This is a genomic window from Legionella bozemanae, from assembly GCF_900450575.1.
GTDB classification, from domain to species: Bacteria; Pseudomonadota; Gammaproteobacteria; order Legionellales; family Legionellaceae; genus Legionella; species Legionella bozemanae.
This window is the reverse complement of record NZ_UGGY01000001.1, coordinates 2770034-2790088: the sequence shown is the minus strand read 5'-3', so window position 1 is coordinate 2790088 and position 20055 is coordinate 2770034. Positions and strand designations below refer to the sequence as shown.

The window sequence follows — 20055 nt, the reverse complement described above, 5'->3', positions numbered from 1 at the left end:
TTTAATTACCCTTGAAATCTTCTCAGGTGCCCCCATCTCTGGTTTTCACATTGCTAAGCTGTTGGAGAGGAGTAATTACATGAGTAAAAAACAAGATAAAAAAAATTGGCATCAATTTAAAGAAGAACATGAATCTAAAGAATCCAAAGAAATTGAGCATCCTGAAGAAGACACTATGGAGCCTGAAGAGATAGTACACCAGGAACCTTCTTTAGATCATCCAAGTTATATAGAATTGAGCGAAAAACTCACTCTTGCTGAACAGCAAGCTCATGAAAATTGGGAGAAAGCAGTCCGTGCTCAAGCGGAATTGGATAATGTGCGTCGTCGTGCTGAGCGTGAAGTAGCTAATGCTCATCGGTATGGTATTGAGAAGTTAATTACCGATTTATTACCGGTAATCGATAGCTTAGAACAGGCCTTGCAATTGGTTGTTAAAGCAGAGGATGCATCAATGCGTGAAGGTTTAGAATTAACTCTGAAGCTTTTTATGGATGTATTGAAAAAATTCGAGGTTCAGCAAATTGACCCGATTGGTGTACCTTTTGATCCACAACTTCATGAAGCGATGTCTATGCAAGATGCTCCCGATGCAGAACCCAATACAGTATTAGCAGTATTCCAAAAGGGATACAAACTGAGTGATCGCGTGATTAGGCCAGCCCGTGTTGTCGTATCAAAAAAATAAAAATGTGAGCTTTGTGGGTTGAAATTGACAAATTATACCCCATATAAGAATCATCACATTAGAAATTACTACTTTGGAGCAAGAAGATAATGGCTAAAATTATAGGAATCGACTTAGGTACTACCAACTCATGTGTCGCTGTGATGGAGGGTGATAAACCTAAGGTTATTGAAAACAGTGAAGGCCACCGCACTACGCCTTCCATCGTCGCTTTTACAGATGATGGTGAAGTACTGGTTGGACAATCTGCAAAACGTCAGGCAGTAACTAACCCGGATAATACCTTATTTGCAATTAAACGATTGATTGGTCGTCGTTTTGATGATGCGATTGTTCAAAAAGACATCAAAATGGTGCCTTACAAGATTGTTAAAGCGGATAATGGTGATGCTTGGGTTCGTGTGAAAGATCAAGACAAAGCGCCGCCTCAAATTTCTGCTGAAGTACTGCGCAAAATGAAAAAAACCGCAGAAGATTATCTCGGCGAAGAGGTGAAAGAAGCGGTGATTACTGTACCTGCTTATTTCAACGACTCCCAACGTCAGGCAACCAAAGATGCTGGCCGTATTGCTGGTCTTGAAGTAAAACGTATCATCAATGAGCCTACCGCTGCTGCTCTTGCCTACGGTATGGACAAAAAACGCGGTGATTCAATCATTGCTGTGTATGACCTTGGTGGTGGTACTTTTGATATCTCAATTATTGAAATTGCAGAAGTTGATGGAGAACATCAATTCGAAGTACTCGCAACAAATGGTGATACCTTCCTGGGTGGTGAGGACTTTGACTTGGCTTTGATTGAATATCTGGCTTCTGAATTTAAAAAAGATACTGGTATTGATTTACACAACGATCCATTGGCGTTACAACGACTGAAAGATGCTGCTGAAAAAGCAAAAATTGAACTTTCTTCAGCACAACAAACAGATGTTAATTTACCTTATATTACAGCGGATGCTTCTGGACCAAAACACTTAAATATCAAATTGACTCGCTCTAAACTGGAGTCTTTGGTGGAGAAATTGGTTGAGCGTACAATAGAGCCTTGCAAAATCGCATTGAAAGATGCTGGATTGACTGTATCACAAATTAATGAAGTTATTTTGGTGGGTGGTCAAACCCGTATGCCTTTAGTCCAAAAAACAGTGGAAGAATTTTTTGGTAAAGAGCCACGTAAAGATGTTAACCCTGATGAAGCAGTTGCTGTAGGTGCTGCCATTCAAGCTGCAGTATTATCTGGTGAAGTAAAGGATATTTTGTTGCTTGACGTAACTCCTTTGTCTTTAGGTATCGAAACTATGGGTGGTGTGATGACAAAACTCATCGAGAAAAATACCACAATCCCAACAAAAGCGACCCAGGTGTTTTCTACTGCGGATGATAATCAAACAGCAGTGACTGTCCATGTGTTACAAGGGGAACGGGATCAGGCCTCTGCAAATAAATCGTTAGGTCGATTTGATTTGAATGATATTCCTCCTGCTCCACGCGGTGTTCCACAAATTGAGGTAACTTTTGATATTGATGCGAATGGTATCCTTAATGTTTCTGCTAAAGATAAAGCGACAGGTAAGGCTCAATCAATTGTCATTAAAGCATCCAGTGGTTTGAGTGATGAAGAGGTGGAAGCAATGATCAAAGATGCTAAATCCCATGCTGATGAAGATAAGAAATTTAAGGAAATGGCAGAGCTACGCAATCAGGCAGACAGCTTGATTCATAGCTGTGAAAAATCCATGAAAGATTTGGCAGGCGAACTCAACGAAGAGGAGAAAAAAGGGATTGAAAATGCTATTGCTGAATTAAAAGAGGCAATTCAGGGTAGTGATAAAGCACAAATTGAAGACAAATTAAAAGTGCTAAGCGAGGCTTCTGCAAAAATGGCTGAGCGAGTTTATGCTAAAAAAGCATCAGAAGGGCAAGCAGGACAAGAACAGGCACACCAAGAACAAGCGCAACCCCAAGAATCAGCTAAAGCTGATGAAGGTGTTGTAGATGCTGAGTTTGAGGAAGTTAAAGACGATAAAAAATAATTGGTGATATCGTGATTTAGCCCTAGGTGTAATGTAGCCTGGGTGCAGCGAAGCGGAACCCGGGATAGGCATGAATAATCTTCTTAATCCCGGGTTCCGCTTCGCTGTACCTAGACCACATTGTCCATTTTTAATTTTTAATATTGTGAGTAGTTATGGAACAGCGGGATTATTATGAACTTTTAGAAGTCAGTCGAACTGCAAGTGATGCTGAAATTAAAAAAGCATATCGCAGATTGGCAATGAAGTATCACCCTGATCGTAATCCTGGTGATTCTGCTGCAGAAGAAAAATTTAAAGAAATTCAATACGCTTACAGCATTCTTTCTGATCCGCAAAAACGTGCGGCTTATGATCAATTTGGTCATGCAGGTGTTGATCCCTCCATGCGCGGTGGACAAGGAGGTTTTGGTGGTTTCGGAGGTTTTGGCGACGTATTTGAAGACATTTTTGAAAATATCTTTTCGGGTGGGCGAGGGGCAGGACGACAATCTCGTGGCCAACGCGGTGCTGATTTACAATTTAATGTGCAATTAACCCTTGAAGAAGCGGCACAGGGTAAAGAAGTGCAAATTACAGTTCCCAGACATGGTACTTGTTCTACCTGTAGTGGTAGTGGTGCCAAAAAAGGAACCCAACCAAAAACTTGTGAAACCTGTAGTGGTATGGGACAAGTTAGAATTCAGCAAGGTTTCTTTTCCATTCAGCAAACTTGTCCTAGTTGTCATGGTGAAGGAAAAACTATTTCTGATCCATGCCCAGACTGCCATGGTCAAGGACGAGTACGTGAAAGTAAAAAACTTACCGTTAAAATTCCTGCCGGTGTTGATAACGGCGATCGGGTTCGTTTAAGCGGAGAAGGGGAAGCAGGTACGCACAGTGGTGGCTCTGGTGATCTTTATGTACAAATCAACGTAAAAAAACATGCTATATTTGAACGTCATGAAAATGACTTACATTGTGAAGTGCCAATAAGTTTTATCACCGCAGCTATGGGCGGTTCTATAGAAGTGCCAACCCTTGAAGGACGTGTCACTTTAAAGATCCCTGAAGAAACGCAAACCGGTAAAGTGTTTCGTTTAAGAGGTAAAGGGATGAAATCCGTACGTGGGCATGGCCAAGGGGATTTGTTATGTAAAGTGGTTATAGAAACCCCTGTAAATTTATCACGAGAGCAAAAAGAATTATTAACCAAATTTCAAGAGTCATTGGAAAATTCTAAGGGAAAACATTCTCCACGCTCCAATTCCTGGTTTGCAGGTGTGAAAAAATTCTTCGAAGACATGAAATTTTGAAATAAGTAAGTTACAATTGCTCACATTTATCTAAATGTGCATTTTTTGAGCTTTTCGGCCAAGTGATTTATAATCGTCGCTGTAGCCTGGGCGAAGCGCGGCGGAAGCCGGGTTTTGTGTAGCAGAATATTCCCCCCCGGGTTTCGCTGCGCTTCATTCCAAGCTACAGATTCACTAAGGCCACTAAAAAAACACATTGAATAACCAGACGAGTAGAGTAGATCCATGATGAACCAACCAGCAATTTTAGTATTAGCCGATGGTACCGTTTATGAGGGTATTTCGGTAGGAGCAACAGGCGATTGTGTCGGCGAGTTGGTTTTTAATACGTCTTTAACGGGTTATCAGGAAATGCTCACTGATCCCTCCTATACACGACAAATCATTACATTGACTACAGCACATGTAGGAAATACTGGATGTACGCATGAAGATATGGAGTCAAATAAAGTTTGGGCTGCGGGTTTGGTGCTTCGTAACTCTTCAATAATCCATAGTAATTATCGTGCGGAACACTCTCTTCCAGATTGGCTCAAAAAAAATGGAGTAGTTGCTATTGCTGGAATTGATACCCGGGATTTAACCTTACGTTTACGAGAGCATGGAGCTTTGGGTGCTTGCATTAGTACTGATATAGAGAATCCAGAACTGGTTTTGGAAAAAGCACGATCTTTTTCTGGGTTGCAGGGTGTTGATTTGGCGTTGGAAGTTTCTAGAAAAACCATAGAGCGTTGGCATGATGGCCAAGGCGAATGGGGGAATGGTTCCCAGCCGCAACAATTTCATGTCGTTGCCTATGATTTTGGAGTAAAGCACAATATTCTGCGTATATTGCATGATAAAGGATGTCATTTAACTTTAGTTCCTGCAAAAACCTCTGCTGCGGAAGTTTTAGCGATGAATCCCAATGGGGTATTTTTATCAAATGGCCCAGGAGATCCGCAGGCGTGCGATTATGCTATTCGTGCAACCCAGGAGTTTTTGGCACATGATATTCCTCTATTTGGTATTTGTTTGGGTTTTCAGATTTTAGCTTTAGCTTGCGGTGGAGTGACCAAAAAAATGAAATTCGGTCATCATGGCGCCAATCATCCTGTAATTGAAACTGAAGGGAAAAAGCGTGTTTTTATAACCAGTCAAAATCATGGTTTTGCAGTAGATGAAGAGAGTTTGCCCGACTGTCTTGCGATTACTCATCGCTCTTTATTTGATAATACCCTGCAGGGTATCAGACATAAGGAAAAACCAGCTTTGGGTTTTCAAGGACATCCGGAAGCCAGTCCCGGACCCCATGATATAGAAATAATATTTAATGAATTTATACAATTGATGAAATAGGAAATATACCCAAGATACTTTTTGAAGTATCTTGAGTATCTAATATTTAAGAGGACTAATTAATGAATGAAAGTTACGTTTTTACGTCTGAGTCAGTTTCCGAAGGACATCCTGACAAAATAGCGGATCAAATTTCTGATGCAATTCTAGATGCTATTTTAATGCAGGATCCTTCTGCTCGGGTTGCTTGTGAAGTGTTTGTTAAAACAGGTATGGTATTAGTCGGTGGAGAAATTACTACTAAAGCTTGGGTAGACGTGGAAGCGGTAACGCGACAAGTAGTTAAAGAAATAGGTTATAATAGCTCGCAAATGGGTTTTGATTGGGAATCTTGCGCAGTACTTTCTGCCATAGGCAAGCAATCTCCTGATATTGCTCAAGGTGTAGATAATAAAGAAACGAAAATTCTTGGCGCTGGGGATCAAGGTTTAATGTTCGGTTATGCCAGCCGTGAGACCGATGTTTATATGCCAGCTCCTATTGCTTATGCTCATCGGTTGATGGAAAGACAAGCTCATTTGCGTAAATCTGGAGCCTTACCCTGGTTGCGGCCTGATGCCAAATGTCAAATAACCTTAAAATATGAAAGAGGTATCCCTGTTGAAGTAGATACCGTTGTTTTCTCAACGCAACATGCAGCTGAAATTGGCTATCAGGATTTAGTCGAGGCGGTGCGTGAAGAAATTATTAAAACAACATTACCTAGCGAATGGTTAACCCATAAAACACGTTACTTTATCAACCCAACAGGTCGGTTTGTTATTGGTGGTCCTTTAGGCGATTGTGGGCTCACTGGTCGTAAAATTATCGTAGATACTTATGGTGGCATGGCGCGGCATGGAGGGGGATGTTTCTCAGGTAAAGATCCTTCCAAAGTAGATCGCTCAGCAGCATATGCAGCGCGACATGTTGCAAAAAATATAGTTGCTGCGGGACTGGCTGATAAGTGTGAGCTACAAATTTCTTATGCAATTGGTGTTGCTGAGCCCACTTCAATTTTTGTTGAAACGTTTGGTACCGGTCGTTTACAGAATAGCGAGATTATTGAATTAATTAATACTCATTTTGACTTAACACCACAAGGTATTATTGAATATCATGATTTACTTCGTCCAATTTACAGACAAACGGCCACCTATGGTCATTATGGACGCGAGAGCTTTCCATGGGAACGTTTGGATAAAGTAACTGAGCTACGTAAAGCTTTATAAGATCGCTAGATTAAGACAAAATGATGCGATTTTAGAGCACCAGAATGCAGCATACACGAAGTATGTGAGTATCGGAGCGCATAAAATCTCATCATTTTGACTAAGATAGTAGAATTGTCAACAGATCCTAAAGGGAGACGCTAATGGAAGTAGTCAATAAAGTAGGAGCAGGGAGCAAAATGACAGAGGATTATAAAGTAGCTGACATGTCGCTGGCTTCTTGGGGACGTAAGGAAATTGCGATTGCTGAAACCGAAATGCCAGGTTTAATAGCTTTACGTGAAGAATTTGCTGCAACAAAGCCGTTAAAAGGCGCTCGAATAGCAGGTTGCTTGCACATGACAATCCAAACAGCAGTGCTGATTGAAACATTGATTGCTTTGGGTGCTGAAGTTCGCTGGTCTTCTTGTAATATATTTTCCACTCAGGATCATGCCGCTGCAGCTATAGCTGCTCAAGGTATTCCTGTCTTTGCCTGGAAAGGTGAAACCGAGGAGGAGTACTGGTGGTGCGTGGAACAAACCCTTGCTGGACCGAATCATTGGACTCCTAATTTATTGCTGGATGATGGCGGTGATTTGACACAAATTGTTCATCAAAAGTTCCCAGAATTATTATCTGGGATTAAAGGCGTTTCTGAAGAAACAACAACGGGTGTTTCACGATTGTATGAAATGGCCAAAAAGGGTGATTTAAAAATTCCTGCGATTAATGTGAATGATTCTGTGACTAAATCTAAATTTGATAACATGTATGGTTGTCGAGAGTCCTTATTGGATGGATTAAAGCGGGCTACTGATGTGATGATTGCAGGAAAAGTTGCTCTAATTTTAGGTTATGGCGATGTAGGTAAAGGCTGTGCTCAAGCATTACGTGGTCAAGGTGCTGTTGTTTTAATTGCAGAAATTGATCCTATTTGCGCACTGCAAGCTGCAATGGAAGGATATCGCGTTGTGACTCTGGATGATGTTGCCGAACAAGTAGATATTGTTATTACTGCTACAGGAAACTACCATGTAGTAACCCATAATCACATGAAGCGTATGCGTCATCAGGCTATTTTATGTAACATTGGCCATTTTGATTCTGAAATTGATGTACAAAGTTTAAAGAAATACCAATGGGAAAATATTAAGCCGCAAGTTGATCACATCATTTTCCCTGATGGGAAGCGTTTAATTCTTTTAGCTGAAGGGCGTTTGGTAAATTTAGGTTGCGCTACAGGCCATCCAAGCTTTGTCATGTCAGCATCTTTTTCCAATCAAATCCTTGCGCAAATTGAATTATTTAAAAATGCGACTCAATATGATAGGCAAGTGTATGTCCTTCCCAAATTATTGGATGAAAAAGTAGCTCGTTTACATTTGGGACGCATCGGAGCGAAATTGACGCGGCTCACCAAAGAACAAGCGGACTATTTAGGTGTCGCAATTAATGGTCCCTTTAAGTCTGAGCAATATCGTTATTAATTTGTAAATTTGAGGGTAGTAGTGGAGAGCCTCCACTATGTCTTCTAATTCGCCTTAAGTTTTTCTTGACGATCCTAACCCTACGTGCCGTGGCTTGTCCACGGCATCCAATTAAAGCTACAACTCCTGGATACTACGGACAAGCTGTGGTACGTTGGCCAATCTAAATATCAAGAAAAACTTAAGGTGAATTAAAAGTGCTATGCTCTGGATTGTCTCAGTGAATGCTAACGTTTTACCAAGTTTCTGATTGTGAACTTTGAGTAAAATACTCATCAAGCCTACGTTTTGTTCCTGGGCTTACCATATCCGGTAACTCGTTGTAATCATACCAAGCCATTTGTTCGATTTCATGAGAATAGGCTTCTATAGAGATAAAATTTTTAACGATGAAGATCACGGGATAGTCATTTACTCCCATGTAGGTATGAAAATAAATCCCAAATAGTTGCGGCTCTTCGGTTGGGATTATGCCTACTTCTTCCTTTAATTCACGTATTATTGCTTCTTTAGTGGACTCACCTTTTTTTACACCCCCGCCTGGAAGATACCAGTGGGGTTGATAAGTGTGTTTTACCAAAAGGATCTGATGGTTATGATTTAAAATAATGGCACGAGAACCAAGGGTTTTTAAACCAAGTAAAGATTGTAGTTTTCGTATACAGCGAGTGGCGTTTTTATAAAAAAAATAGCGCAGATTCATGATGAGCTTTTTCTAATGCAAACAATAGGATAGATGCAGTATATAGGGCATGCAAAGAATTTCAACAACCTATTTTTAAGATTAATACATTACGTATAGGAGAGTAGCATTTTGGGATAAGTTTGATCTTGTTTTGCCCTGTTTCTTATTGCATACTGAATTGCGACTTATTTTATAAGGAGATTGTTGCATGTTTAAATCAGGGATTTTGGGTTTAGGTCTTTTATCTATCGCACATGGTGTTTTTGCCTCATCCGATCAAGACAGCGTTCGAGTCATAATCAAATATAAAGAACAAATAACCAGTGTTTCTTCTTTAAAGTCACAAATAAAACAGGTAACTCAGTTACCCGTGAAAGAATTGAATCCTATGGCAAATGGTGCTTTTTTATTAATTTTAGACGCAACAAACAGTACTTTGGTTAAAGAAGAGGATAAGGATACTACGTCTTTGATTCTGGAGCGTTTGCGTAAAAATCCCCAAGTTTTATATGCGGTTAAAGACAGAGTTAGTTATTTTAAACCCGTTCCTGATCCTGAAATTTTGGGTACAGGTGATTTATTATCGCACGAAAGTCAGTGGGATGAGTTTTCCCGCCCTGCAGGGATTATGTTGGAATCCAAGCCTGGAATTAGAGATGGTGCCTGGGCCTATACTACGGGCTTTTCTAAAAAGCCAATAGTTGTTGCCGTTTTAGATACCGGGATCGCTTTAAATGACAGCTTGATCAATAACCTGGTAAAAGATAATGCAGGTAACCTATGGGGTTGGAATTTTGCAGGAAATAATAACAACTTAATCGATGAAACTCGATCCTATCATGGTACTCATGTTGCCGGGACCATTGCGGGTTATGGTAGCATTATGAGCGGCATGGGTGAAGATTTAAAAATTCTTCCTTTAAAAATTCCTGCCGCTAATGGCATGTTTTATGAAAGCTCCGTCATTAACGCCATTTATTGGTCTGTAGGCGGTGATGTTCCTGGAGTACCTAACAACATCCATCCTGCTAAAATATTAAATATGAGCTTTGGCGTGGACAAGGGACCTAAAGAAGAAATTGATTATTGTGATCAAGCATTACAAGAAGCCGTCTTTTTTGCACGTAAAAAAGGAGCGGTACTCGCTGTCGCAGCAGGAAATGATAATGTTTGGGAGCATTTTAATGCACCGGCAATCTGTAATGGAACCATTAAAGTCGCCTCTACTGGGCCTGAGGGGCTTAGGTCCTATTTTTCCAACTATGGTCCAAGCGTTACTTTAGCTGCTCCAGGGGGGGACAAGCGTTATGGTACTTGGGGAGGAATTTTATCTACAGTAAATCCTGGAGGTGGTTATAATGGTTCCGGTTTTGATTTTTATCAAGGAACCAGTATGGCTACTCCTCATGTTGCTGGTGTTGCTGGATTGATTATTGCAGCCAGTGAAAAAGTACTTAGTCCAGAACAAGTGGAACAATTACTTTATACAACGACACATGATTTTGCAGTAAGTAATGATGCGAACAAATCGTGTGTTGGTAAAAAACCTTGCGGACATGGAATTTTAGATGCCGAAAATGCAGTTAAGGCAGCCGCAGCGGGTTATGATCTTGTTTTTTCCGCTCCTAAAATGGAACGTTTGCCAGTGAAAGACTGTGGAAAGAATGCGCTAACTCCCAACAAAACTCGTGTTATTGCAGAAGGGGTCGTTTGGATACAAAACGATACCACTTGTGATGCTGCAGCAAACGTTCAAAAACCTCATGTAGAACAAACTAAAAATGGAACAATTATTGCCTATTATGGTTCTGTAAGTTATCGGCTCAATCAAAGCACCTACAAGTCATGTCATGTAATTGGTTATGATGGAGTGGGTTGTTATTTGTAATTGCGTCTTTCTCCTCGAAAAAGCATGCTGTCATTAAGTTTAGGGCTCTTCCTATCCTGCGTCCCGCGGCTTGTCCGCGGGTTCCTGGTGTTTTCTTTAAAAATAATAACATGAGTTTTTAAACTATAATTTAAAAACTTAGAATTACTTTCTGAATTCTTATGAAAAATGATAAGAAGTTTACGAGTTTTAATGAATTTTATCCTTTTTACCTGAGTAAACATACAACAGTGATGTGCCGGCGTCTGCATGTTTTGGGCACTTCTTTAGCATGCTTGAGTTTTCTTTTTTTCTTTTTCACTTGGAATTACTTATGGCTTATTCTGATGCTTGCGGTTGGTTATGGATTTGCCTGGATTGGGCATTTTGTTTATGAAAAAAATAAACCAGCTACATTTCCTTATCCTTTGTATAGTCTAATGGGTGATTTTGTTATGTTTTGGCAGATTTTAAGAGGAAAATTAAAGATATAATTCTGGAAACTCTAAGGAACACCTCTGTATTTTTGTTGAAAAATAGTCTAAATTGCAAATAAATGTTTCATCATAAGGAGTGTGCAATGATACTGGAGAGCCCTGCGTTTGCTCATAATGCGCTTATTCCTAAAGAATATGCGTGCACTGGTGCCGATCATTCCCCGCCATTAATATGGAAAAATATACCTGAAAATACTCAATCTTTTGTTCTAATTATGGATGATCCTGATGCACCAATGGGATTGTGGGTGCACTGGATTTTATTTAACCTGCCTACTGATTGTCATGAGCTTAAAACGGGAAATGTCCCAGCGAATGCGATTAGCGCGCGAAATAGTTGGAACAGAACAGGCTATGGTGGGCCTTGTCCGCCAAGCGGGACGCATCGTTATTTCTTTAAACTCTATGCCTTAGATACCTTATTAAATCTAGGAGAGCATGCGACGAAAAAGGAAATAGAGACCGCCATGCAAAATCACATTATTGAGCAAGCTGAATTAATTGGTAGATACAGCAAATCGTCTTAAAAATAGTGTAATAAGCTACTCTTCCTATGTCTCGCCCCACGACTTGTTCCTGAGAGATTTAATCCCTACGTACCGCGCATAAAGGGCGGCACGTAGAACGTTGAGTATAGTTCATTTAAAAACATAAAGTGGCATGCAAATTCGCGTGGTTCTCTCAGGACTGGTTCGTGGAGAGGCGCATAGATGATTGAATGAAAGGGTAGCTGGATGAACATTGTAAATGGATCCCTGTTTGTGCAGGGATAACAGCCTTAGATATCGCTATAGACAGTAGAAAATTAAAATCGGGCAACAGTTAAGCCGCAACATGATTTGGTTACATTATCTATATGCTCAACAACAGTACTTAGAGCTCGAGTAAGCAAGTATATGGGATTAAAAACAATAGCAGCGACTGCAGCACAACTTGCAATAATACCCATAGTTGCATCCACAACGGCTTCTGCTAAACACGATTTAAATGTAGAACATGTACTGGAACTGATATTTGAATTAGGGGCAAAAATTGCGAATAAGCAAGCCGGCACAACTAATAATAAAGTCGCTAAAAGATAAATAAAGCTTTTTAAAAACAGCAATAGTGCATTTACTCCTAACCAGATAGGACAATAGATGGGACGAACGATTATGTCAGTAAAATCCTCTGTAACGTCTCTTTTAAAGTTCTTTTCATGAATTGGCTTAAAATAGGATGGATTTGGAATAGGAATCAATTCCGCGTATCTGCTTCGCAAATTAGAATATTGATCCCAAGTCGATCCTAATTTTGAAAAAAAACTGGGCATAACATCTCTCTTTTTATTGTTTAGATTGGAATAATCCGAATGCAGACTCTGCTGCATCCGGATCAAAAGTGCATACTTTTTTAATTAAGAAGGAATTTTTCCACAAGCAATACGGTCACCACCTCCGCCCAAAGGCGGATTATCACTATAATTATCGCCACCTGCGTGAATCATAATGGCGTGTCCTTTAATATCTTTAGTTTTTAAACGAGGTGCCAATGTAGGAGTATTTGCGCTGCCATTACTATCAACAACTAATACAGGTAAATCACCTAAATGCCCTTCGCCATATGGACCAAGATGTTTATTGGTCTTGGCGGGATCTAAATGAGCTCCCGCTTTTTTAGCATGGTCACCGCAATCGGGATGTTGGTGGATGTGGAAGCCGCGAATTCCTGCAGGAAGTCCAGTCAATTGGGGCTTAATCAGTAAACCGTATTTACTGTCCTCAAAAACGACTTTTCCTACGGAAGTTCCATCTGTAGTGGAAACATCACTCGTTACAGTTCCTGCAGTGGCTATTGATGCGATAAATAACGTCACAGCACCCATAATCATTTGTTCTTTTTGTTTGATTTTATTCATGACTAAATCCTTTTTAGTGACAATTTTTTCATTCTAACATAGCATATCACTTATAGATGTTATTTAAATGTTGAATTTAAAAGAACGTGAATAATTTATTGGTTAATAGAAATCAATTACGTCTTTAAGGCTTTTATTATGATTAAAAATGTAACGTCCAATATTAGAACAGCTACATTAGACGATGCCGAGGCTATTGCACGAATTCATATCTGTTCCTGGCAAAAGATGTATCGAGATTTCATTCCAGAAATTATATTACAAAACTTATCCTTAAAAGAGCGAACTCAACAGTGGCGTGATTTGATAGGGCTGGAAGTTAAAGTATTAATCATAGAAATCAACAATGAAATTGTTGGCTTTGCCAGCATTTGTCCTTTTCGTGATTTTAGTGCAGACAGTTCAATGGGTGAGATCAGTGCTATTTACTTACATCCTGATTACTGGCGTATGGGGTTAGGGACTCAATTATGTCTGGCTGCGATTTCTGAACTTACAAATCAAGGATATAAGAAAATATTTCTATGGGTATTTGAAGACAATACCCAAGCACGTAAATTCTATGATGCCTTAGGTTTTGAAGCCACAAGTTCGACCAAATTAGCAGAGTTTTATGAGGGTGGGGCATTATTAAAAGAAATTCTTTATCAGAAAATCCTTTAATTTATTGATCCGTTTTGTGGATTGTACCTGGCGGATCTCAGCAAAAGCAAAAAAAAACACACTCCGCGCTTTATATGCGGAACCCACCTCTGTTCTATCTTCACGCTCGACTGGATGCCATGCATAAAGCACGGCAAGTAGGCAAAGAAAGAGTGACTAAGCCTATATTCTGCACTTTATGTGCAGAATCCACTGCTGTCATCCAAAATAGACGCGATAGGCATGCTCGGGATGGTAGGAGATAAGAAGAATATTTTTATATTCAAAAAATTACCCTTTGCATGTTGAGTCAGTTCAGGTTCCGCAGAACGTTTGATATACTCGTTCATGCGGCATAGGCAAGGACTGTAAGTTTTCAGTATTTTTCAGTTGGTGATAAGGATTTCTCAATACGGCTAAAAGAGTATCCATCAAGGTACTGTCGTTGTTTTCAATAAAGTCTCTAATTGCATTTTCAACTAAGTGATTTCTGGGGATATAGGCTGGGTTTACCTGATTCATCTTCGTTTTTATTTTGCTGATCTCGATATTTTGTTGTTTAACACACTTTAACCAGTCAGAAACCCACTGTTCGCTGTCAGGTTGATTTCCTAGGGCGTTGATTAAATTGCTCTGCGAGCGCTCACAATCAATGGCTTGACTCATGAGCCTAAAAGTATTTGTAAAATCAGGTTTATGTTGCTGTAATAATACGAAAAAATTATTAATCAGTTCGCTAGGATGAGTATTTCCCTCAGAAAGCCCTAACTTGTCTCTTATTTTTTTATTCCAATATTGAGTAAAGCGTTCCGTGAATGAGTTGAGCGCTTCAAGTATTTGTTGTGGTGCTTCCTTATCTTTAAATAAAGGCAGTAAGCTTAAACTAAATTGTGCCAAATTCCATTTTGCTATAGCAGCTTGATTGCCAAATGCATAACGACCTGCATGATCAATAGAGCTAAATACAGTACCAAAGTCAAATTCATCCATAAACGCACAAGGGCCATAATCGATGGTTTCACCAGATATTGTCATATTATCTGTATTCATGACTCCATGAATAAAGCCTACGCCCATCCATTCAGCAATAAGACTTGCTTGCCGATCCACAACTTTTTTAAACAGTTCAAGATAAGGATTAGCACTGGGTAACAGTTCGGGATAGTGTCTTTCAAGAGCATAATGAGCGAGAGATTGGAGTAATTGATTATCCTTTTGAGCAGCGGCATATTCAAAAGAACCGACCCGCAGACTACTGGATGCAACTCGGGTTAATACACCTAATGGTACGGGACCATCTTGGCGATAGATCTTGTCTTGGCTTGCAATGGCAGCGAGGCAACGGGTGGTTGGAATATTTAAACCATGCATTGCTTCACTGATCAGATATTCTCTTAATACAGCTGAAAGCGGAGCTCTACCGTCGCCCATTCGCGAAAACATTGTTTTTCCCGAACCTTTGAGTTGAATATCCCATCGTTTCCCATCATGACTGCATACTTCACCAAGTAACACGGCGCGCCCATCCCCCAAAAGAGGCACATAGTATCCGAATTGATGTCCTGCATAAGCTAATGCAATACTTTTAAGATGTGCTGGAACTCGATTTCCGGCATAAAAAGATATAATTTCTTGTTCATTGACAGAAGAGGAATTCGGAGCACAAAGATACGAAGCAAGTTCATGATTAAATTTAACTAAATAAGGATTTGCAATCGGTGTTGGCTCGATCGCCTCGTAAAAATTAGCAGGCAATTTGAGATAAGAACTAGGATAAATATTAGGAATCAAATCAAGCCAATCCATAAAAAAATTGTATATTAAATGGTTAACAAAAATCCTTCAATTTAAATAACAGTTAGAATTTAAAATTCATACAAGCCCATTAGCGGAGCTATTACTGATTAATTAAAGGCTTCTTAATTATATTATAGCGTTTGTGAGCAGCCACAGTAAAATTGAGGTATGAGAGCTAATTAATTTTAATTATGGCTCAAGGAACTTGTATGTTCTGAGCGGTATCTATTTAACATGTCCTCACCCTTTCTTCCACCCTCACTTTTTTGAATCTCACGCATAAAACCATCCCATCCGGGAAGTTTATCCAGATTTCCTGATTCGACTGCCTCTTTTGTTTTTTGAGCATGCGTCTCACTTACTTTTTCATATTCTGACTTTGGTCCAATAAATAAGTTAACCTCTATTCCTTTTTTTTCTGCAGCTTTAATAAATTCAAAGATTTGCTCTTCAGGAGTCCCATCAGGGAAGACGGCTAAAAGTTTAGGTTGATAGCCTTCAGGTGCATTTTTAGGATGAGCAATTGTTTCTAGGGTCAAATCCCTTACATAATCCAGCTCCTCTTTGGTTGCATTTTGTGGTGTTGTGATAACCCAACTATGAGGGAAAAATTTATTCTCTATAGTAAATTTGGCTCCTGAGTTTTTGGATACAAATTCAACATATAAAGGAGCAACTTTATTATTTTCATACATTTCTTCAAAAAACGTTTCATTAGGCCGCATCTCAAATAATAAATTCTGATGTGCTTTGTTCATAACCTCCAACGCGGCTAACATTTCCTCATATCGTTCTTTCGCAGCCTTTTTTTCCTCTTCTAATTTTGTTTGCATACATACCTCAGACACGAACTATTCGGCAGTTTTTAAAGTATAGATCAGATTTCATAAAGAAAAATGAAATGTTATTTATTGAGGCAACAGGAGGATCCTCATGAGTGAATCAATCGATAAATTAATAGGGATGCACGTTGAGTCTGTATTGAAAGGGAAGGGATATTTAAAGTTTCTTTCACAGAATGTGCGTCTGTGCCTACAGGTCCCAAACCTGCTAATGCTCCGTTTACTATGGAGGCAATATGTGAGATATCACCTGCACCTCTGCTGCCTGGATCAAGAGGATGTACCACTCCTTTTCCCAAGTCTTCACTAGCTTCACTATATTGTTTTAATAAAGCCTCATTGGCAGGAGTAGGCGGCATGCTTGGGATCCCTTCTTGAAATATAATGGAAGCGGTAGTGCCAGGTAAATGATGGGTAACAATACTAGCGATTTTTTTCTCCGCCGCATTCTTTTGTTGTTCGCTAATAAAACGTAAATCGCCATTTGCCATAGCAACTTTTGCGATGACATTTCCCTTGCCAAAAGCTGCACCTTGAATGTCATTTTTACTATTAATCGTAGTTCCACCTAAAACAAGGCCTGGACTAAATGATAAAAAGCGCTCCCCGCTAAGCTGGGTACGCATTGTATCTAGGATTCGTACTAACTCGTAAATAGCACCATAACCCGCTTTTTTTTGAAAAATTTCTGAAGAATGTGCCTCATTCCCCTGAGTTTCTATAGTCCAGTGTGCTATGCCTCTACGCGCAACGGTTGCTGTGTCCACTGTAATAGACCACTCAAAATCCAGGGCGATATCACTATTTTTTGCTGCATCGATTAAAGGTTTTCTTGAAATCGAAGTGGGTTTTCCCGAATCTTCTTCATCGCCTGTTAAAATAACTGTTATGTTTGCATTGTCCAGAGCGTGCATTTCTTGTAAGGCTTTTAAAGCATAAAGGATAACTACCACGCCGCCTTTGTCATCTATAACTCCCGGTCCTGTTGCAACATCTCCTTGACGTTCAAAATGTTGGAATGGGCTATCTGCAGGAAACACCGTATCAAGATGGCCAATTAAAAGCAGCTTTTTGCCTTTGTTTCCAGTACGCTGAGCGACCAATGTTCCTGCTCGATGCATGGCAGGCGGTTCATTAACCCAAAACGTTTTAAATCCAAGTTGGTCGAGTTGTTGGCGTACCCTATTTCCAACCTCATAAATTCCTTTAAGGTTTGTAGTACCACTGTTCGTATTGACTAACTGTTCCAATAGTGAAAGTTGTTCTTGAGACTGAGTTGTAATGTACTGGGTTATCTGTTTTTCTACTGAAGTGAGATTGTTTGCATTTGCGATTTGAATACCTAGATTGAAGAATAGAAAAAGGATGCCAGCGAACTTTCTCATTATATTTTATTTCCGATAATTTAAGTTATTTTATGAAGCAATCATACACTTTTGAAAGAAAGAAAAAACAGGACGACAAAATTTTTAAATTTTCCAAGGGTGCGTTAGTAATTTATTTTCACCGCTTACGTTTCGCGACTTGTTCGCGAAATCCATGATCGCTCAATTAGTAAGATATTTGAGCTCTTATTCTCCATTCCTGGCTCCCGCGAACAAGTTGCGGGACGTAGATATGGATGAATTGTCAACACACGCTAATGATGATTTATTTTTTCTCTTCCTGCACAAAATCAAGAGTACGCTTGCAGGGGGAATAACCTTGTTTTGCGGTTTCTTGTAGAATTCGATCACAATGCTGTGCAAGTGCTGCAAAATCCTGAGATGTGTCTCCTTGGCGATCAAGAAATGAAGCTGCTTCGCGGAATAAAGTAAGGCTTGATACCAGTTTTTTAGTGTCAGTATCCCCACTCATAAGGATTAGGGCAGGGATTTTTCTTTTTAGTTGTTGTTCTACCAGTTGAGTTATTGCGTTATAATTTTGAAAAAGCTCTTTATTTTGCAAATAGTTGCACGCTTCTTTGAGGTCAACGATGCCAAAATGTTGGGCGATAGCACTGAGCCCAAGCTGTTTTAACTGAGGAAAGATATACCATATCCAGTGGCTTTGTTTGCTTCCCGCTTTGAGTTCATCATAAGCTTGTTGGAATGAGACATATGCGTCTTGGCCTTGTTGTGCTTTAATAAAGCGTTGAATGGTGTTCATCAATAAGTCCCTTATGATACTCTGTGTTTGTACATTATTAGTTAATGTATTTGTGGTACGACAAGTGCCTCACGGTCTAGGGCCGGAAAGAATAACCCCCATGTTCCAAAGTACTTTTATTTGCAAACAATTTTAATAGCTTTTACTTCAGATTCGCTCTTCTGAACTCTGCTTCTTGTAAGCGTGTGGCGAACTCCTCATCTGATTCAATTCGAACACCCTGCTCATTTTTAAGCGCTTCTTCATTATCAAGTTTATCAAGGTTTTCAATTCTTTTTTGAACACCAGCAAAGAACCTCGGATCGGATGCACTTACCATGAGTGTCTTTATGTGTTGTTGATAACGCTCTGCTTTCTTTTCGTTCGCTTGAGTGCTTACAGTTGCTGCAATCACTTGTGTTTCTCTATCTTTAGAGGGTTCACGGGTTTTTGAAGATTCAAGACTTCTAGAAGATTCATGATTTTTAGAAGAGGTATGAGTTTCTTCTGTTAATTTTGGGTTCTCAACACGTTCTTTTTTAATAGGCTTCGCTTTGGGCTGAGGTAATTCCTCTACAGTGGTTGTCCAATGGATTGACTGACCTTCGTTATTTAAAACAATAGTAGGACAACCCTTCATAGGTTCTCCATTGAGTTCATGGGTTACATAGAGATTTACTTTAAGTTGATCTGCAACTTCTTTTAAATCGCTATGAGTGGCCCATCTTCCTTGTTCTTTAATCTTTTCTACCCCTTTTAAAATGATAGAATGAGGATTTGCTTTACCGCCAGATAGTACGTCTGCCAGTAATGCTTCTTTGACATGCGCATTTTCTATTTTTTGTCCTTCCTCAAAGGATTTAGTTTTAAGTTTTGGACTTAATGATTTAGCCGTTTTTTGTGCTAAGTCAAGGACTTCAGGTGATAAAGCTAACTCATTGAACTGTTTTATTTTATCCAGTTCATTCTCTTCTTGTTCTTCTTTTAAGTAATAGTGCACTAATTCCATAAACTTATGATATACAGGCGAGCTTTCAACCTGAGTGCTTCCATTACTTTTTGCTTCCGCTATTTTCTTAAGAAGATCATTTTTATATGCAGTGGCAGAAATACTTCTTAAAGACATTTGTAATTTAAGCAAGGTTTCTTTTTTATAAGTATAAGGAGATTCATAGAGCTGATTTAAATCAATGTCCAGAATTTCTTGCAAGCTTACATCAAGACCTTTACTTTGCCATTGAGCAAAAGTTTTGCTGTTCTTGCTGTTTTCTGCATGTTCTTTTTGAATGGTAGCTATTAAACCTATTGCAAACGCATAAAATCCGCAATCACCGCCACCAGGATTATCTATTCTAAAAGACATTTTATACTCGCTCTAGGGTTAAATTTATCTATATATTACACAAATTATACAATAATAACATTAAGTAATTATTATGTAATCGATATTTCTGTGGCTTCCCCCCGGGCTAACCAATAATACAATTAGAGTATACCTAAAAGACGGACATCTCTGCACAGATGACCGCTAGCATAAAGCGCGGAATGTAGTCCTTTTTGTTTCGATAGAAGTAATTTCGATTTTATCTCATGTGATTAGATGCCTGTTCTGAATAATTAATGGATATTATGCTTTTTATAAAATAAAATATGATTTCTTTTTATGC

The 20055-nt window shown here is 39.3% G+C and carries 18 protein-coding genes; 10 read left to right on the top strand and 8 right to left on the bottom strand.

All coding sequences use genetic code 11. The features are described from left to right. The first annotated feature begins 79 nt into the window (after positions 1-79). The 6 genes from grpE to ahcY all read left to right on the top strand — a co-directional run bounded on the left by grpE (position 80) and on the right by ahcY (position 8034). On the top strand, positions 80-688 hold the full coding sequence (grpE, locus tag DY223_RS12270; protein ID WP_058460136.1) for a nucleotide exchange factor GrpE: 609 nt from the start codon (positions 80-82) through the stop codon (positions 686-688). A gap of 89 nt (positions 689-777) precedes the next feature. Next, complete coding sequence (gene dnaK, locus DY223_RS12265; RefSeq protein WP_058460137.1) at positions 778-2721, top strand: molecular chaperone DnaK; 1944 nt, start codon at positions 778-780, stop codon at positions 2719-2721. A 155-nt stretch (positions 2722-2876) separates the two neighbouring features. Further along, positions 2877-4016 carry a molecular chaperone DnaJ gene (dnaJ, locus tag DY223_RS12260; protein ID WP_058460138.1) on the top strand — a complete coding sequence of 380 codons (1140 nt, stop codon included), beginning with the start codon at positions 2877-2879 and terminating at the stop codon, positions 4014-4016. 225 nt (positions 4017-4241) lie between these two features. After that, complete coding sequence (gene carA / locus DY223_RS12255; RefSeq protein WP_058460139.1) at positions 4242-5354, top strand: glutamine-hydrolyzing carbamoyl-phosphate synthase small subunit; 1113 nt, start codon at positions 4242-4244, stop codon at positions 5352-5354. A 62-nt stretch (positions 5355-5416) separates the two neighbouring features. Next, positions 5417-6565, top strand: coding sequence for a methionine adenosyltransferase (metK, locus tag DY223_RS12250; RefSeq protein WP_058460140.1), 1149 nt, complete (start codon positions 5417-5419; stop codon positions 6563-6565). 143 nt (positions 6566-6708) lie between these two features. Then, positions 6709-8034, top strand: a complete 1326-nt coding sequence (gene ahcY, locus DY223_RS12245) for an adenosylhomocysteinase (RefSeq protein WP_058460141.1) — start codon at positions 6709-6711, stop codon at positions 8032-8034. A 235-nt stretch (positions 8035-8269) separates the two neighbouring features. Here ahcY and DY223_RS12240 read toward each other — a convergent pair whose 3' ends face one another. Then, complete coding sequence (locus tag DY223_RS12240; protein ID WP_058460142.1) at positions 8270-8737, bottom strand: NUDIX domain-containing protein; 468 nt, start codon at positions 8735-8737, stop codon at positions 8270-8272. A gap of 190 nt (positions 8738-8927) precedes the next feature. Between DY223_RS12240 and DY223_RS12235 the strand changes: the two genes are divergently transcribed. The 3 genes from DY223_RS12235 to DY223_RS12225 all read left to right on the top strand — a co-directional run bounded on the left by DY223_RS12235 (position 8928) and on the right by DY223_RS12225 (position 11610). Further along, a complete protein-coding gene (locus tag DY223_RS12235) occupies positions 8928-10607 on the top strand; it encodes a S8 family serine peptidase (RefSeq protein WP_058460143.1) in 1680 nt (559 codons plus the stop codon). A gap of 161 nt (positions 10608-10768) precedes the next feature. Continuing rightward, positions 10769-11080: an Mpo1-like protein gene (locus DY223_RS12230; RefSeq protein WP_058460144.1), complete on the top strand. Its 312-nt coding sequence runs from the start codon at positions 10769-10771 to the stop codon at positions 11078-11080. 86 nt (positions 11081-11166) lie between these two features. Further along, entirely contained in the window at positions 11167-11610 is a 444-nt protein-coding gene (locus tag DY223_RS12225) for a YbhB/YbcL family Raf kinase inhibitor-like protein (protein ID WP_058460145.1), read from the top strand. Positions 11611-11888: 278 nt separating this feature from the next. Here the strand turns inward: DY223_RS12225 and DY223_RS12220 are convergent, their stop codons facing one another. Next, the gene (locus DY223_RS12220; protein ID WP_058460146.1) at positions 11889-12395 is read right to left on the bottom strand and encodes a hypothetical protein; all 507 of its coding nucleotides are present in this window, start codon (positions 12393-12395) and stop codon (positions 11889-11891) included. Between the two features lie 84 nt (positions 12396-12479). Next, positions 12480-12980, bottom strand: coding sequence for a superoxide dismutase family protein (locus DY223_RS12215; RefSeq protein WP_058460147.1), 501 nt, complete (start codon positions 12978-12980; stop codon positions 12480-12482). Between the two features lie 138 nt (positions 12981-13118). Here DY223_RS12215 and DY223_RS12210 point away from each other — a divergent pair, with 138 nt between their 5' ends. Continuing rightward, entirely contained in the window at positions 13119-13643 is a 525-nt protein-coding gene (locus tag DY223_RS12210; protein WP_058460148.1) for a GNAT family N-acetyltransferase, read from the top strand. A gap of 294 nt (positions 13644-13937) precedes the next feature. On the opposite strand, the gene DY223_RS12205 is transcribed toward DY223_RS12210, so the two are convergent. From DY223_RS12205 to DY223_RS12185, 5 genes are all read right to left on the bottom strand, one after another. After that, the gene (locus DY223_RS12205; RefSeq protein WP_058460149.1) at positions 13938-15428 is read right to left on the bottom strand and encodes a protein adenylyltransferase SelO; all 1491 of its coding nucleotides are present in this window, start codon (positions 15426-15428) and stop codon (positions 13938-13940) included. A 176-nt stretch (positions 15429-15604) separates the two neighbouring features. After that, complete coding sequence (locus tag DY223_RS12200; protein WP_058460150.1) at positions 15605-16252, bottom strand: hypothetical protein; 648 nt, start codon at positions 16250-16252, stop codon at positions 15605-15607. A 98-nt stretch (positions 16253-16350) separates the two neighbouring features. Continuing rightward, a complete protein-coding gene (locus DY223_RS12195) occupies positions 16351-17646 on the bottom strand; it encodes a M20/M25/M40 family metallo-hydrolase (protein ID WP_058460151.1) in 1296 nt (431 codons plus the stop codon). A gap of 265 nt (positions 17647-17911) precedes the next feature. Next, positions 17912-18409, bottom strand: coding sequence for a DUF1810 family protein (locus DY223_RS12190; RefSeq protein ID WP_058460152.1), 498 nt, complete (start codon positions 18407-18409; stop codon positions 17912-17914). 142 nt (positions 18410-18551) lie between these two features. Beyond that, positions 18552-19751 (bottom strand): hypothetical protein, encoded by a 1200-nt coding sequence (locus DY223_RS12185; RefSeq protein WP_058460153.1) that lies wholly within the window; start codon positions 19749-19751, stop codon positions 18552-18554. Between the last annotated feature and the right edge of the window lie 304 nt (positions 19752-20055).

What these genes read in the sequence shown, in the direction of transcription:
- grpE (WP_058460136.1), top strand. Translation starts at nt 80, where the DNA reads ATGAGTAAAAAACAAGATAAAAAAAATTGGCATCAATTTAAAGAAGAA.
- dnaK (WP_058460137.1), top strand. Translation starts at nt 778, where the DNA reads ATGGCTAAAATTATAGGAATCGACTTAGGTACTACCAACTCATGTGTC.
- dnaJ (WP_058460138.1), top strand. Translation starts at nt 2,877, where the DNA reads ATGGAACAGCGGGATTATTATGAACTTTTAGAAGTCAGTCGAACTGCA.
- carA (WP_058460139.1), top strand. Translation starts at nt 4,242, where the DNA reads ATGATGAACCAACCAGCAATTTTAGTATTAGCCGATGGTACCGTTTAT.
- metK (WP_058460140.1), top strand. Translation starts at nt 5,417, where the DNA reads ATGAATGAAAGTTACGTTTTTACGTCTGAGTCAGTTTCCGAAGGACAT.
- ahcY (WP_058460141.1), top strand. Translation starts at nt 6,709, where the DNA reads ATGGAAGTAGTCAATAAAGTAGGAGCAGGGAGCAAAATGACAGAGGAT.
- DY223_RS12240 (WP_058460142.1), bottom strand. Translation starts at nt 8,737, where the DNA reads ATGAATCTGCGCTATTTTTTTTATAAAAACGCCACTCGCTGTATACGA.
- DY223_RS12235 (WP_058460143.1), top strand. Translation starts at nt 8,928, where the DNA reads ATGTTTAAATCAGGGATTTTGGGTTTAGGTCTTTTATCTATCGCACAT.
- DY223_RS12230 (WP_058460144.1), top strand. Translation starts at nt 10,769, where the DNA reads ATGAAAAATGATAAGAAGTTTACGAGTTTTAATGAATTTTATCCTTTT.
- DY223_RS12225 (WP_058460145.1), top strand. Translation starts at nt 11,167, where the DNA reads ATGATACTGGAGAGCCCTGCGTTTGCTCATAATGCGCTTATTCCTAAA.
- DY223_RS12220 (WP_058460146.1), bottom strand. Translation starts at nt 12,395, where the DNA reads ATGCCCAGTTTTTTTTCAAAATTAGGATCGACTTGGGATCAATATTCT.
- DY223_RS12215 (WP_058460147.1), bottom strand. Translation starts at nt 12,980, where the DNA reads ATGAATAAAATCAAACAAAAAGAACAAATGATTATGGGTGCTGTGACG.
- DY223_RS12210 (WP_058460148.1), top strand. Translation starts at nt 13,119, where the DNA reads ATGATTAAAAATGTAACGTCCAATATTAGAACAGCTACATTAGACGAT.
- DY223_RS12205 (WP_058460149.1), bottom strand. Translation starts at nt 15,428, where the DNA reads ATGGATTGGCTTGATTTGATTCCTAATATTTATCCTAGTTCTTATCTC.
- DY223_RS12200 (WP_058460150.1), bottom strand. Translation starts at nt 16,252, where the DNA reads ATGCAAACAAAATTAGAAGAGGAAAAAAAGGCTGCGAAAGAACGATAT.
- DY223_RS12195 (WP_058460151.1), bottom strand. Translation starts at nt 17,646, where the DNA reads ATGAGAAAGTTCGCTGGCATCCTTTTTCTATTCTTCAATCTAGGTATT.
- DY223_RS12190 (WP_058460152.1), bottom strand. Translation starts at nt 18,409, where the DNA reads ATGAACACCATTCAACGCTTTATTAAAGCACAACAAGGCCAAGACGCA.
- DY223_RS12185 (WP_058460153.1), bottom strand. Translation starts at nt 19,751, where the DNA reads ATGTCTTTTAGAATAGATAATCCTGGTGGCGGTGATTGCGGATTTTAT.